Here is a 14,377-nt window from a genome sequence, read left to right as displayed (position 1 = left end):
CATGCGCTTGACCGTTTCCCACCGCACCCACTACGCCTATGACGCCCCCGTGCCCTACGGATTGCAACAGATCCGTCTGCGGCCCAAATCGCGACCAGGCCAACTGGTCGAGGACTGGAATATCGACGTGGCCGGCGGCCAGGTCGAGGTCAGCTTTGAGGACGAACACGCCAACACCGTCGATCTGGTCAGCTTTGCACCCGGCCAGACCGAGATCGAGATCACCTGCCGCGGCACGGTCGAGGTCGAGGACAAGGCCGGGGTCGTCGGACATCAAGGCGGATACGTTCCCATGTGGCTGTTTCAACGCAGCACGGCACTGACCAAGGCTGGGCCATTGATGCAAGCATTACTGGACAAGGTTACACGCGGCGCCGATGACCTCGACACGCTGCACGCGCTGTCGGCACAAATCCTCGACCACGTGCCCTATTCCACCGATCAGGCGGCCGCAGACCTCACGGCCGAGGACGTATTGAAAGCAGGGCACGGCGTTTGCCAGGACCACGCCCATGTGTTCATCACCGCAGCCCGGGCGATGGGATACCCTGCACGCTATGTGTCGGGATACCTGATGATGGACGACCGGGTGGACCAGAACGCCAGCCACGCCTGGGCCGAGGCCCACGTGCCGACGCTGGGCTGGGTGGGCTTTGACATCTCGAACGGCATTTCGCCCGATGCCCGCTATGTGCGGGTGGCCACAGGGCTTGACTACAGAGGCGCTGCCCCCATTTCCGGCATGCGTTACGGCAATGCGGCCGAGGACATGACTGTGTCCTTGCAGGTGCAGCAGCAATAGGCCAGATTTGGCACGAATCAAAACAAAGGCCACCAGATCATGACATATTGCGTCGGCATGCGCCTGAATGCCGGTCTGATCTTTATGTCCGACACCCGCACAAATGCGGGTATGGACAACATCTCGACCGTCAAGAAAATGCACACCTGGGAGGTTCCGGGCGAGCGATCCATCGTGATCATGACGGCGGGCAATCTGGCCACGACGCAATCGGTGATCAGCCTGCTGGACGAACGCAGCAAGGCCCCCGAAGACCGCAACCCCTCGATCCTCGAAGCGCCCTCAATGTTCCAGATCGCGCGCGAGGTGGGCAGCACGCTGCGCGAGGTAATCCAGTCCAACGATCCCAGCGGGCCAAAGGCCGAAGCCACCTTTGGTGCCTCCATGATCGTGGGCGGACAAATCGCGGGCTCCGGTCCCCGGTTGTTCCTGGTCTATCCTGCGGGCAACTTCATCGAAGCCTCTGACGACACACCGTTTTTCCAGATCGGCGAGGCCAAATACGGCAAGCCCATTTTGGTACGTGCACATGATCAGGAGATGAGCTTTGAAGACGCGCTCAAGCTCTTGTTTGTGAGCTTTGATTCCACGATCAAATCGAACCTGTCCGTCGGCCTACCCTTGGATTACGTGACCTATGAGGCCGACAGCATGCGGATCACGCATCAGGAACGGATCGAAGCGGACGATCCCTATTTCCAGATGGTGTCCAATGGCTGGGGCGAGGCGCTGAAACTCGCCTTTGACCAATTGCCGCCATTCTCATTTGATCGCGACAGCGACGCATCCTCCTAGGGCAAGGGTGTTCCCGTCTTGGCCGGGACAGAAGCAACCGACAGGTATGTCTTATGGCCATAGGTGGCGGTTTTTCAGGCAACGTCGCTGGATAGGATATTTCGTGATGATGGAAAGGCCTGCGCCACTGGCCTAACCCTGTTGAGATTACTTCAAAAACAGTAAAGGCTCAGGTCGCCTGCCGCAGCACACCCGCTGGCGGGATCGTTTGCCCCGCAACCCGCGCCTCACTGCGCCCGTAATTGAACCAGAACGTCTCCGCCCCTGTCTGTCTGCGCCGTACGCCTTCCGGCATTTCCTCGACGTCAAGCTGAGGCGCCACAGTTTGGATCAGCCGCATGTGCGCCGCGTCATCACCCCAGCCCGCCATATAGGTGGCATTCGGTCCGCATGTCACCGCCACCGGAGCGCCATCCTCGGTCTCAAGCACAACCGCGCCGCGGCCTGCGATTTGCTCCAGATAGCTGTGCACTGTGCCCGAGCCACTCAATGCAATGCGCATGTCGGGGCGCATGGATTGGACCCGCTCAACAACCAGATCACTGCCCGGCCAATCGGGTGGCATAGGAGTCGTGGGGATGTTGAAATTGTCGTCCCGCGCCCCCGACCGGGGCCCGACAATGACCTGGCCGGGTGCCGCAGCCAGTGCCGCCTTCAGGTCATCCGCCATATGCATCAGCCCCGGCGCCAAAACCAGCGCATAGCCCGCAAAGTCCCGCGCCGTACCCGGCACAATATCCACCGACAGCCCCAGTTTGCGCAGCGCCCTATACCAGTCAAAGACCAGCCCAAAATAGCTGAGCCCCGCCCCATGCGGCTGCACCGCCCAGGCGGCATCCGCGTCATAGTCAAAGATCAGCGCAACAGGAGCCTGCGCCACAGTAACCTCCGGTGCATTCGCCAGTTCGGCCATCACTGTTTCGGCCTCTCCATACGCCTCCGCAACGACGGAATCAGGCCGCAAAAGCCCCGCATGCATCTGCTCTTGTGCAATGGGCGCTTGGCGCCAGCGAAAATAGCACACGGCCTCCGCCCCATGGGCAAAGGCTTCCCAGGTCCAAAGCCGCACCATCCCCGGCAGCGGTGCCGGGTTATAAGGCGCCCAGTTCACCGGGCCCGGTTGTTGCTCCATCACCCACCAGCGACCGCCACCCTTTTGATGCGCGCCACGGGCCGCGCCAACGGCGCGATAAAGGTCATGGTGAAAGGCCTGAAAATCCGGGTCGCCCTGCTGCGCATAAGCACACTGGCGTTCAGACGATGCACCCACGCGATCTTCCAAAAATCCAAGCGGATAGCTGTCCCAGCTCGCAATATCGAGGTCCGCGCCAACCGCAAAATGGTCAAAATCCGTGATCCGGCCCATATAATTATGGGCGACCGGCGCATCCGAATGGGCGCGAATGATGTCTGTCTGCACGCGGTTGAAGGCCACCACCTGGTCACTGGCAAAGCGGCGAAACGCGTGCACATGGGCCGGGTTCGGTTCTGTCACCGTCAGGTTGGGCAGCCCGATCTGATCAAAATCATCATAGTCCATCGACCAGAACACATTGCCCCACGCCGCATTCAGCGCATCAATGTCGCCGTCATTGCCCGCCCCCGGAAACTGCGCCCGCAACCAGTCGCGAAACGCCACGCGGGCGGCCTCCGAATAGCTGATCGTGGTGTCGTGGCAGCCGTATTCATTGTCCGTCTGCCAGGCTGCCACATGCGGGTTGCCGCCATAGCGTTTGGCCATGGCCGTCACGATCTTGCGGCATTCGCCAATATACCCCTGATGGGAAAAACAGTAATGCCGCCGCGATCCGTATCCACGCGTATGGCCATTCTCGTCCACCGCAAACATATCAGGATGTTTGGCCACGACCCATGCAGGCGGGGTGGCGGTCGGCGTGCCCAGAACCACACGCAGGCCCGCAGCCCCCAGCACCTCAATCGCACGGTCGAGCCAGTCCCAGCGGTAGTTCCCCTCAGACGGCTCCATCCGTTTCCACGCAAATTCACCGATCCGTACCCAAGTGAGGCCCAGGGCCGCCATGCGGGCGGCATCTTCGGCCCATTGGGCTTCGGGCCAGTGCTCGGGATAATAACAAACGCCTAAAGTCCGCTTCATAAGATCACCTGATGCTCGCGTTGCCCGGTCACGCCGATCTGCGCCGCAAAGGTCATGCCGCCTTGCGTTTCATCCACGCCTTGGGCGGCTGAGGTCACAAACATTGTCGCAAGATCCGCACCGCCAAAGGCCGGGCAAGTGGTCTGGCTTGCGGGCACGTCAATTGCCTTGAGAAACGTACCATCGGGCGCATAGCACGCAACACGACCTGCCCCCCACTGCGCATTCCAAAGGTTGCCTTCCGCGTCCACAACGGACCCATCCGGGTTCAATTCTGGCTCCCGTAAATCAACAAAGATCGACGGTTTGCCTGTGGGCCAGCCCTCGTCATCCAGCGCCACGGATTTGATACGTCGCGACACGGTATCAGCGTAATAGGCCCTGCGCCCATCCGGGGCAAAACAGATCGAATTGGGTATCGTGATCCGATCAAACAACCGGCGCACCTCGCCCCGGTAATAACGATAGATCGCACCGGCATAGGCCTCGGCCTCTTTGCCCATGGTCCCAATCCAGAACCCACCATACGGGTCCGCGCGCCCATCATTGGAACGAGTCGCAGAAGTGTCACTTTCCAGACCCGCCAGGAATTCCTGCTCTCCCGTCGGAATATCAAAGGTCCACAGGCCGGTTTCGGACGCAATCAACAGTGTGTCCTGATCCACCCATCCGGCTGCAGAGACATGTTCGTCAAAGCCCCACGCCTCCTCGGTCTCGCCTTTGCAAAAAAGAGTACTGCCCAGAATATCAAACCAAAACAATGTATTGCGCTGAGGATGCCACAATGGGCCCTCGCCCAGTTCGCAAGCCGTGTCGCTATGGACGTCCATCATATCGCGGCGTCATAGGCTACAACCATCGCGTCAGCCCGCGTGCCCACCTCATCCGCCGACATGCCGGGTTTATAGAGGGCCGAGCCGATCCCAAAACCAGTGATCCCAGCCGCCAGCCAATCGGCAAAGTCTTCTGGGCCCACACCACCCACGGCATAAGTCTTGGTGCCCGCAGGCAGAACCGCGCCAATGGCCTTCAGGCCGCCAATACCCAGCAGAGACGCCGGAAAAAGCTTGAGCCCATCCGCCCCCGCATGGAGCGCTGCAAAGCATTCCGACGGCGTCATCACACCCGGATAAGACATCATGCCCGCCTGTTTCGTGGCGACGATGACCATCGCGTTGGCATCCGGCGAAACAACCATATGCGCGCCCATTTCGGCGAGGCGTTCCACTGCGGCGACCTCCAAAACCGTGCCCGCCCCGATCATAGCCTTGTCGCCCACCGCCTCCAGCATCGCGGCAATGCTGTCAAAGGGCTCCGGCGAATTCAGCGGCACTTCGATCCGGGTGATGCCTGCGGCCACCAGTTTTTTGGCCACGGGAACAGCCTCCGCAGGAGTGATCCCGCGCAGGATGGCAATGATTTCGCGGCTCATGCGGCCTCTCCATATAGCTCGGTGTAGGCGGCCGTGAGGCCCGCCAGTGTCATCTCTTCGGCACGGGCCTCGGCCACAGGAACCCCTTGAGTTTTCAGGGCCTTGGCATAAGCGGCGCTCAGGGCATCCGCACCAATGATAGCCACCTGCTGGCCCAACCAATACGGGCGCATCGACGCCAGTTCCGCCCCGATCAACAAGCCTGACAAGCGCGCACGCGCCGCATCGGGGTCCAACCCGTCCAGCAACCCTTCGGCCCGCAAGGAAAACAACGATGCGGCCAAGGCTTCGGGCCGCGAGATTGCCTGATCCACCCCGGCATCAAAGCTCGCCTCGTGCCAACCGCCGCCCACTGAATGGCGCAGCACCGATTGCTTGGACAACAACGCAAACATCTCGCCCGTCATCGCGGTGCGGAAACTCACAATCTCGCCCGCACTGATATGGGCCCACTTCGTATGCGTTCCGGGCAGGCAAATCACGCCATCAAAACCCGGATTCATCGCCAGGTAACCCGCGATTTGTGTTTCCTCGCCGCGCATCACATCCGCCGGACGCACCTGTTTGACACCCGGTAAAATCCGCACACTCAGCCCCGGCATTTTCACCGGCGCAAAGCTGGCCGCATCCGCACCGGGTGGTGCACAAGGGACGGCAGTGTATGGCGCCTCGGCCCAGCCCTGCCGCGATCCGACCATGCCGCAGGCCAGCACCGGCACGGGCAAAACGTCCCCACATAAATCAACCAAAGCAGGTTCAAACCCGGCAGGTTCCAACACGCCCATGCCATGGCCCGACGCGCGTGCATCCACGATGGCCCCGCGCGCATCCATCAGCCAGGCGCGCAGATGCGAGGTGCCCCAATCAACCGCAACCCACGCAACACCCGCCATTAGCCCGTCACCACCACGCCGCCATCCACAACCATCGACTGGCCGGTCATCATCCGGCTGATATCGCTCGCCAAAAACAGGGTCGCACCAACAATGTCACGCGGCTCAAGATGTTCTTTGAGGCACTGCCGATCCATATGCGCGGCCAGTCCCTCGGGCGTCGCCCACTTGTCCAACTGCTTTTGGGTCAACACCCAACCGGGCGCGATCACGTTGACCCTGATCTTGTCGGGTCCAAACTCGCGGGCCAGCGACCGGGTCATGCCGTTGATCCCGGAATTAGAGCCCGTATACAAAGGATAGCCCGCATTCCCCATCATGTAGCTGATCGAGGAAAAGTTGATGATGGAGCCTCCGCCGACGGCCTGCATGCCCGGAATGACCGCCTGACAGGCAAAGAAATAGGCTTTGAAGTTGATGGCGATCATCCAGTCCCAGAATTCGCTGTCGACCTCTGCTGTGGTGTGCCGCTTGTCATTGGCCGCGTTGTTCACGAGGCAAGTGACCGGCCCATGCGCCTCTGCAGCTTGATCAATTGCCGCCTTCAGCGCATCCACATCCGTAATGTCGCACGGAATGAACAAGGGGCGCACCCCATGCTTGCCTTCCATCTCGTCACAAAACGCAGTCGCATCCGACCGCTGAACAAAGGCGACGCGCGCGCCCTGCTCGATGAAACCTTCGGTCAGGGACGCGCCGATGCCGGACCCGCCCCCGGTAATGAAAACGGAAGCGCCTTTGAGGTCAGGAAATTGGGCAGTGTCGTGCATGGTTCAAACCTATGAATTGCGGAGCGTTACGGTCAAGCAAGGTCACCCTTGATCACCCACATCCGTTCAGGAAAACTCCATGGCAGGGTAAGGCCATGATACATCAGATAGGCGCCACTCACCACAAGTGGGCCGGATTTCAGCGCATTTGCGCCGCGTGACAAATGGCCCACTTCGTCGCGGTTCACCAGCTCGATCCGGTACTTGGCGTCAGGCGAAAGGCGGGTCAGGCGCAAGGGCCGCGGGGCGATCTGATCGGATGTCGCGGCCTTGCCCGCAAAAACGACAAATTGTCCGCCACCCTCTTCCAGATGCTGCTCGGCGAACACCGCCGGGTCGGCACTGTCGAGGCGCAGAATATCGGCTCCGTGCATCCAGTTCCGGTTGGCTTTCCACCAGCCCGTCACATCGCGCAGCACGGTCGCCTCGTCGTCCGTCAACTCGCGCGGGTCCATTTCGAACCCCATGTGCCGCTGCGCCGCGACCCAGGCGCGAAACCGAATGTCCAGCGTCCGGCCAGAGGTGTGGCTGGTGCGCGGCCCCACATGGCTGCCAGTCACAGCCATCGGCAAAAACAGCGCCGCATTGTGCTGAATGCGCAAGCGCTCCACCGCGTCATTGCTGTCGCTCAGCCAAACCCGCTGGGTCCGCTCCATAATGCCAAAATCGATACGCCCCCCGCCACTTGCACAGCTTTCGATTTCAACATGCGGGAATTCACGGCGCAGCCGGTCCAACAGGGCGTAAGACCCCCGCGTTTGCGCGGCATCCGGCATTGGCAACACGCGGTTATGATCCCACTTGATGTAGTCGATGTCGTGGCGGCTCAGGATGTCGCTGATCCGAGCAAACAGGAAGGATTGCACCGCAGGTAACGCCATGTTCAGCGCCATTTGCTGCCGCCCCATGATCTGATCCTCACCCCCCAAAGCCCAATCGGGATGGGCGCGGAAAATATCCGAGTTCGGATTGATCATCTCGGGTTCGAACCAAATGCCGAACGTCATGCCCAGCGATTTGACGTGATCAATCAGGGGCGTCAGGCCATCGGGATATTTGCGCGGGTCCACTTCCCAATCGCTCAACGCCTGCGTGTCGTCATCGCGGTTCCCGAACCAGCCATCATCCAGCACGAAACGCTCCGCCCCAAGGGCTACGGCGCGTTCGGCGATCTCTTTCAGCTCGTCCAGATTGTGGTTGAAATAGACGGCTTCCCAGCAGTTGTAGTGCACCGGGCGCGGCGCGTCCGGGCGGGGAAAGGTCACGATCCGGTCGCGCAAATGGCGTTGGAACGCAACGGCACAGCCGTTCAAGCCATCGTCGGAAAATACGGCATATAGTTTACCGGTGGCAAACTTTCGTTGCGCCGCACCCTCGACCCGGGCGGCGTGGCCAAACTGGATCTGACGACGGCCATCGGGCAACTCTTCGGCCACCATACGGTGCCCACCGGACCAACCATAGTGGAACGCATAGGTGTGGCCGCTGGCATTGGACGCGCCGCGCACCGGCACGATCAGGCCCGGAAAATGCTCATGCCCCGTGCGCCCCGTGCGGTTTTCGCGATAGCGGATGCCGGGGGACCAGGGCGTGCGGTTCATCTGAAACTCACCACACCAACGACCCGCGAAATCGATCATCTCATCGCTGAGTTGCGGCGCCGGGAACACGGGCGCAGACAGCCAATGCAGGTGCATGGGCCGGTCGGCCTCCACCTCTGCGCTCGCCTCGATGATATGGGTCACAGGGTCGAGGGCAAAGCGTGCCCGGTAGGTCAGAACGCGGTCCTGATCCATAAAGGTCAGCACCAGAACACCGTCGCCCAGGTCCGCCTGTTCAAAGCAGAATTTTGGCAGATAGGGCGTGCCGTCCCCGTCGCGAATGATCAGCCCGGGCTGGCCCGGGAACGACCGCGTCGCTTCGGGACAAATGGACAGCTCGGGGTTGGCATCCAACATGCCACCCGTCACATCGAGGGTATATGCCTCATAGAGGGTCGTCAGATCCTCCTCGTCCGGCAGGCGCGGCCCCCAATAGACCACCTCTGCCAACCGGCCCCGATCAGAGCCAAGAACGAGGGTCTGACGTCCGTCATCCAGACGCCAACATCGTATCACTTTACCGCCCCCAGGGTCAGACCGGTGATGAAGTGTTTCTGCATCGCAAAGAACATCAGAACCGGCGGGATGGCCGCCATCAACGAGGCGGCAGAGACGAGGTGCCAGTTGTTCACAAACTGGCCGTTCAAGGCACGCACACCGGCGGTGATGGGTTTGGCCCCTTCCCCTTGGGTCAGCACGTTGGCCCAGAAAAAGTCGTTCCAGACAAAGGTAAAGATCAACACTGCAAGTGCTGCAATTGCGGGCCGCACAAGGGGCAGCATCACGTACCAGAAAATCTTCCACTCTGCGATGCCCTCGATCCTCGCGGATTCTACCAGATCAAAGGGTAAGGCCTTGATAAAGTTACGCATGAACAGGGTGCAAAAGCCGGTTTGGAAGGCCGCATGGAACAGGAACTGTCCCGCAATCGTGTCATAAAGCCCCGTCTGCACCGACATGTCCCGCACCGGCACCATCAAGATTTGAAAGGGGATGAAATTGCCCGCCACAAAGAGGAAGAAAAGCGGCAAGGCGACCCGGAACCGGTAGATCGCCAGCGCATACCCTGCAAGGCAGGCCAAAGCGACCGAGATCATGACCGTGGGCACCGTGATCAGCACCGAGTTCAGCATGTATTGCGCGGCGGCCGATTGCGTGAATACTGCCGAATAGTTCTCGATCAGGGCAAATTCAGACGGCCAGCCAAACACGTTGCCCGAGTTGATATCCTGCGCCGAGCGGATCGACGTCAGCAGGATCGCGATCAGCGGCAAGAGCCACAGGATCAGGGCGAAGGGCAGGAACGCCTGATAGGCAAAGCGGGCGGGTGCTGCGGATTTTTGAATTGGACGCGGAAACATCTCAGCGGCCCCCCTTCTCTTCTTGGTACATCTGCCAGAGGAAATAGCTGATGAAAATCAGCATGATGCCGAACAGAACCGTCGCCACGGACGACCCGTAACCATACCGCTCACCGTATTCGGAAATCGCGACCTCATACATGTAATGCGATAGTACATTGGTTGATCCGAACGGTCCGCCCTGAGTCATGATCGCGATCATATCGAACGAACGCAGCGCCCCGATCACAGTGACCACGATGGCAATGAATGTGGCGGGTTTCAGTTGCGGCACGACCACGTACCACAGCATCTTCCAGCCCTTGGCCCCATCCAGACGCGCGGCTTCGATCTGGTCAGAGGCGACGTTGTTCAGGCCGGTGAGATAGAGGATCATGCAATAGGCGATCTGGGGCCACAAACCGGCGGCGATGATGCCGTAAGTGGCCCATTCGGGGCTCGACAGGATGTCAGGCGCGGGGCGCGAGCAGGTAAAGGTCACGTTGCCCAGGATGTTGGTGGTTTCCTCGCAGAAAATCGCCTTCCACACGGTGCCGACGACCCCAAAGTCCGGGTTGTAGAACCAGCCAAAGATCAGGCCCACAACGACCTGCGAGATGACAAAGGGAAAGAAAAACATCGACTTGTAAAATCGCATCCCCGTGACGGTCTGGTTCAAGAACAAAGCGATGAACAGGCCCAGGGGCACGGCCAGCATATAGAGGATCAGCCAGGCGATGTTGTTGCGCAGCGAGGTCCAGAAATTGGGATCGTCCCACAGCTTGACGTAATTTTGAAACCCGACCCAAGTGGCGGTCGAATTACCGTCCGCATCATAAAGGCCGTTCCATTCATAAAGCGACAGCCAGAGCGACTCAAAGATCGGAATGACCACGTAAATGGCAAAGAAGATGAGCGCAGGGATCAAGAAAATCCACGGGGCCACCGCCAGCTTGTTGCGGCTCAGCCAGCTTGGTTCGGCCTGCGATTGATGCGTGGCATCGGACATGGGCGCGCACTCCTGTTTTTAGGTATCGAAAACCTGTCCCCCCAATCGAAAACGAGAGGACAAACACTAAGCTTTTGAAAACGCGCAAATTAAGCGTTTACAAAGGATTAATGGGAAAAATGGCGGGGCGCACGATCCGCGCGCCCCGCGATGAAATCTTACTTGTAGACTTCTTCCTGAACGGTATCGAGGCGCTCAAGGATCGCGTCCACTTTGGACGTGTCCAGCATGAACTCCTGGAAGCCTTCCATGCCCGCCTTGGCCATTGCCGCAGGGGCGTCACGGTCATAGAACTGCGCGAGTCCCGTGGCCGCGTTCAGCAGGGCAAAACCTTCCTGGATGAACTTGTCATCCGAGATGTCGGCCTTGGAGTTGATGGGCAGCTGACCGATGGTCTTGTTCCACTGGGTCTGCACATCAGGGCGCGCGACAAAGGCCAGGAATTTCTTGGCATCTTCGACGTTCTTCGCGTTGGTGGGGATAAAGAAGGCGTCCGCAGGCGCTTCTTCAGCCGGTGGGATAGCCGCGTCGATGGTCGGGAACGGCATGAAGTCGATCTGATCTTCGGTCAAACCTGCGTTCTTGTAGCCGTCGACCGAGAAGTTGCCCATCACATACATCGCCGCGTCACCATTGGCGAAAGGCGCGATGGCGTCCTGCCAGGACATCGAAGCGTGGTTGTCGACAAAGCCACATTCGTTGATCAGCGTTTCCCAGTTGGCGAATGTCGCGCGAATGCGCGGATCGGTGTACTTGATCTCGCCTGCGGTCAGGGCGTTGTGCACGTCATAGCCGTTGGTGCGCAGGTTGATGTAGTCGAACACACCCGCTGCGGTCCAAAGGAACTTGGTGCCGATGGTGAAGGGCGTCACGCCGTTCTCTTTCATCTTGCCACAGGCGGCCAACAGCTCGTCCCATGTGCCGGGCTCTTCCAACTCGAGGATGTCAAAGATGTCTTTGCGATAGTAGATGCCCCACTGGTAGTAGGAATAGGGCACGCCCCAGATCTTGCCGTCGCGCGACATGGTCGCCTTGATGGCCGCCAGGTCTTCGTTAAAGCCGTTGTCGGCCCACACATCGTCAACAGGCTGGAACAGGCCCGCATCGACGAAAGGCGCCATGCGGTTGCCGGGATACCAGCTGGTCACGTCTGGCGCGTCAGCGGTCAAGAAGTTCCGAATCGCTGTTTTGTGCGCTTCGCGGTCGTTGATGTTGACGATCACGTTGATGTCGGGGTTCTCAGATTTGAAGAGCTCAACCGCATCTTCAAAGCCCTGCTTGGGGCCTGGGTTCAGGTCATCAAAGTTGATGACGAGATCGCGCGCAAAGGCGGACCCGGCCATAGCAGACAGGGCAATCGCCGCCACAGCGGTTTTAACATTCAGGAACATGGTTTCCTCCCTTAGTTCCGTTTCTTCCGATCCGGAGCTTGTCTCATTGCTCCGGAAACGGAAAGTCAGATTTCTTTTGACTTACAGTCTCTCTTCGTGGAAGTTCCACATAGTGAAACTGAATTCCAACTATTGGAACTATGCGGCGACACAGCGCTTGCGTCAACAGTTTCCTGAATGTGGTTTGATCAGCGGTTGGGAGGACCGGGATGAACACGCAAGCCCCCCGTCAGGGGGATGGCACCATTGGCAAGGCACTGGATGTGCTCGACCTCATTGCGGGGCTGGAACGGCCTGTGCGGTTCTCCGAATTACTGTCGCTTTCCTCACATCCCAAGGCCACGCTGTACCGACTGGTGCAGACCCTGACGAACCTTGGAATGCTACGCTACGACGTGGATAGGCAGACCTATGCGCCGGGCCTGCGCCTTGTGCGGCTGGCCCATGCGGCGTGGCGCCAAAGCTCGCTCGCCCCTATCGCGCGGGCCCATATTGATGCGCTGAGCGAGGCGGTGGGCGAGACGATCCACCTGGCCCAACTCGATGGTGGTCAGGTCCTTTACGTGGACAAACGCAATGCCGCCGAACCTTTGGAACTGTTCAGCCAGGCGGGCAAGGTCGGCCCCGGCTATTGCACCGGCGTCGGCAAGGCGATGATCGCCTTTCTGAGTGACGAGGCCCAGGTCAATGCCTTGGCCCAGCAGGCCTATTTCGCCCATACCGCCCACACCCACACCAGCGCCGAATCGCTGGCCGCCGAACTGGCCGACATTCGCCGCGACGGCATTGCCTATGACCGCGAAGAGCACGAGCCCGGCATCATCTGTGTCGCCGTGCCGATTCTGTCGGATATGGGCCGCTCTATCGGGGCGCTCAGCATAACAACATCCACCGCGCGCAAGTCGCTGTCTGATCTGACCGCCCTTGCCCCGCATCTGCAATCCACGGCCCGCGACATCGCGGAGGCGGCTGCCAATTGGCAGTTTCCAAGTCAGTAACATCTTTTTGGGAGGGGAGACCTATGACAGGCGTAACACTGAACAAGGCGGTCAAGAAATACGGGGCCACGCAGGTCATTTTCGACGTGGACCTGACGATTGAGGATGGCGAATTCTGTGTCTTTGTCGGCCCGTCGGGCTGTGGCAAATCCACCTTGCTGCGCATGATCGCGGGCCTTGAGGAAACCAGCGGCGGCCAGATCCATATCGGTGCCCGCGACGTGACCCATGTAGACCCCGCCCAACGCGGCATCGCCATGGTGTTCCAGACCTATGCCCTCTACCCCCACATGACGGTCGAAGAGAACATGGGCTTTGGCCTCAAGATGAACAACGTCCCCAAGGACGAGATCAACAAGAAGGTCAGTGCTGCCTCCAAAATCCTCAAGCTGGACGAATACCTGAAACGCAAACCTGCCGCTCTGTCGGGGGGGCAGCGTCAGCGGGTGGCGATTGGCCGGTCAATTGTTCGTGGCCCCGAGGTGTTCCTCTTTGACGAGCCTTTGTCGAACCTTGATGCCGAGCTGCGCGTTGATATGCGCGTAGAGATTGCCCGCCTGCACAAGGAACTGGGCACCACAATGATCTATGTGACCCACGACCAGGTCGAAGCGATGACCTTGGCCGACAAGATTGTAGTCTTGCGCGCGGGCCATATCGAACAAGTGGGCAGCCCCATGCATCTTTATCAGGACCCCGACAACAAATTCGTGGCGGGTTTCATTGGCTCGCCCGCAATGAACTTTGTCAAGGGTGTCGCCGAGGCCGGGGGCGTGCGTGTCCCTGCCCTGTCCGACACCGTTGTGCCTACATCCGTCACCCTGCCCGCACCCGGCACCGAAGTCACCGTGGGCATCCGCCCGCAAGACATGGAACTGACGGCCGCCCCGTCCGCAATCAAGCTCGACATCCGCGAGCGGTTGGGCGGCGTTGCCTATGACTACCTGACAACACCCACGGGCGAACGGCTGGTTGTCGAATCCAAAGGTGATCTGGCGATGGAGGAAGGCACCGAAGTCACCGTGTCCTTCGACGAGAGCCGGACAATGTTCTTTGACGTTCAGAGCGAGGCGCGACTGCGCTAATCCAATTGGCAGCTTTAGCAAAGAAAGACCGCCACGTGAGATGCGTGGCGGTTTTTTCGTGTTTGCGTTGTGGGTTCACATTATCCACAGGACGCGTTGTCAGGACATTAGAACTGGGGATAAAAGCATTCAAAAGCTCTGTTAC

13 protein-coding genes are annotated in these 14,377 nt (G+C 59.7%); 4 read left to right on the top strand and 9 right to left on the bottom strand.

The window, feature by feature from the left end:
• The first annotated feature begins 1 nt into the window (after window position 1).
• Both Q1A44_RS09890 and Q1A44_RS09885 read left to right on the top strand, forming a co-directional pair.
• On the top strand, window positions 2-802 hold the full coding sequence (locus Q1A44_RS09890; RefSeq protein WP_299623761.1) for a transglutaminase family protein: 801 nt from the start codon (window positions 2-4) through the stop codon (window positions 800-802).
• 39 nt (window positions 803-841) lie between these two features.
• Window positions 842-1,597 (top strand): proteasome-type protease, encoded by a 756-nt coding sequence (locus Q1A44_RS09885; protein ID WP_299623759.1) that lies wholly within the window; start codon window positions 842-844, stop codon window positions 1,595-1,597.
• Window positions 1,598-1,766: 169 nt separating this feature from the next.
• Here the strand turns inward: Q1A44_RS09885 and Q1A44_RS09880 are convergent, their stop codons facing one another.
• The 9 genes from Q1A44_RS09880 to Q1A44_RS09840 form a co-directional block, all read right to left on the bottom strand.
• The gene (locus Q1A44_RS09880; RefSeq protein ID WP_299623756.1) at window positions 1,767-3,713 is read right to left on the bottom strand and encodes a beta-galactosidase; all 1,947 of its coding nucleotides are present in this window, start codon (window positions 3,711-3,713) and stop codon (window positions 1,767-1,769) included.
• Window positions 3,710-4,546, bottom strand: a complete 837-nt coding sequence (locus tag Q1A44_RS09875; RefSeq protein WP_299623753.1) for an SMP-30/gluconolactonase/LRE family protein — start codon at window positions 4,544-4,546, stop codon at window positions 3,710-3,712. Before Q1A44_RS09875 ends, Q1A44_RS09880 begins: the two co-directional genes overlap by 4 nt.
• Entirely contained in the window at window positions 4,543-5,145 is a 603-nt protein-coding gene (locus Q1A44_RS09870; protein ID WP_299623750.1) for a 2-dehydro-3-deoxy-6-phosphogalactonate aldolase, read from the bottom strand. The genes Q1A44_RS09875 and Q1A44_RS09870 overlap by 4 nt, the downstream gene beginning before the upstream one ends.
• Window positions 5,142-6,038, bottom strand: a complete 897-nt coding sequence (locus Q1A44_RS09865; protein WP_299623747.1) for a 2-dehydro-3-deoxygalactonokinase — start codon at window positions 6,036-6,038, stop codon at window positions 5,142-5,144. Before Q1A44_RS09865 ends, Q1A44_RS09870 begins: the two co-directional genes overlap by 4 nt.
• The gene (locus tag Q1A44_RS09860; protein WP_299623743.1) at window positions 6,038-6,808 is read right to left on the bottom strand and encodes an SDR family oxidoreductase; all 771 of its coding nucleotides are present in this window, start codon (window positions 6,806-6,808) and stop codon (window positions 6,038-6,040) included. The genes Q1A44_RS09865 and Q1A44_RS09860 overlap by 1 nt, the downstream gene beginning before the upstream one ends.
• Before the next feature lie 32 nt (window positions 6,809-6,840).
• Window positions 6,841-8,925 carry an alpha-galactosidase gene (locus Q1A44_RS09855; protein WP_299623740.1) on the bottom strand — a complete coding sequence of 695 codons (2,085 nt, stop codon included), beginning with the start codon at window positions 8,923-8,925 and terminating at the stop codon, window positions 6,841-6,843.
• Window positions 8,922-9,770, bottom strand: coding sequence for a carbohydrate ABC transporter permease (locus tag Q1A44_RS09850; RefSeq protein WP_299623737.1), 849 nt, complete (start codon window positions 9,768-9,770; stop codon window positions 8,922-8,924). Before Q1A44_RS09850 ends, Q1A44_RS09855 begins: the two co-directional genes overlap by 4 nt.
• 1 nt (window position 9,771) lies before the next feature.
• A complete protein-coding gene (locus Q1A44_RS09845) occupies window positions 9,772-10,758 on the bottom strand; it encodes a carbohydrate ABC transporter permease (RefSeq protein ID WP_299623733.1) in 987 nt (328 codons plus the stop codon).
• Window positions 10,759-10,916: 158 nt separating this feature from the next.
• Window positions 10,917-12,149 (bottom strand): extracellular solute-binding protein, encoded by a 1,233-nt coding sequence (locus Q1A44_RS09840; RefSeq protein ID WP_299623730.1) that lies wholly within the window; start codon window positions 12,147-12,149, stop codon window positions 10,917-10,919.
• Between the two features lie 209 nt (window positions 12,150-12,358).
• Between Q1A44_RS09840 and Q1A44_RS09835 the strand changes: the two genes are divergently transcribed.
• The gene (locus Q1A44_RS09835) at window positions 12,359-13,147 is read left to right on the top strand and encodes an IclR family transcriptional regulator (protein WP_299623727.1); all 789 of its coding nucleotides are present in this window, start codon (window positions 12,359-12,361) and stop codon (window positions 13,145-13,147) included.
• A 23-nt stretch (window positions 13,148-13,170) separates the two neighbouring features.
• Window positions 13,171-14,232, top strand: coding sequence for a sn-glycerol-3-phosphate ABC transporter ATP-binding protein UgpC (gene ugpC / locus Q1A44_RS09830; RefSeq protein WP_299623724.1), 1,062 nt, complete (start codon window positions 13,171-13,173; stop codon window positions 14,230-14,232).
• Window positions 14,233-14,377 lie beyond the last annotated feature (145 nt).

The organism is uncultured Tateyamaria sp., assembly GCF_947503705.1.
Taxonomy (GTDB): Bacteria; Pseudomonadota; Alphaproteobacteria; order Rhodobacterales; family Rhodobacteraceae; genus Tateyamaria.
The sequence above is the reverse complement of the archived record's forward strand: the minus strand, read 5'-3'. Positions and strand labels throughout refer to the sequence as shown.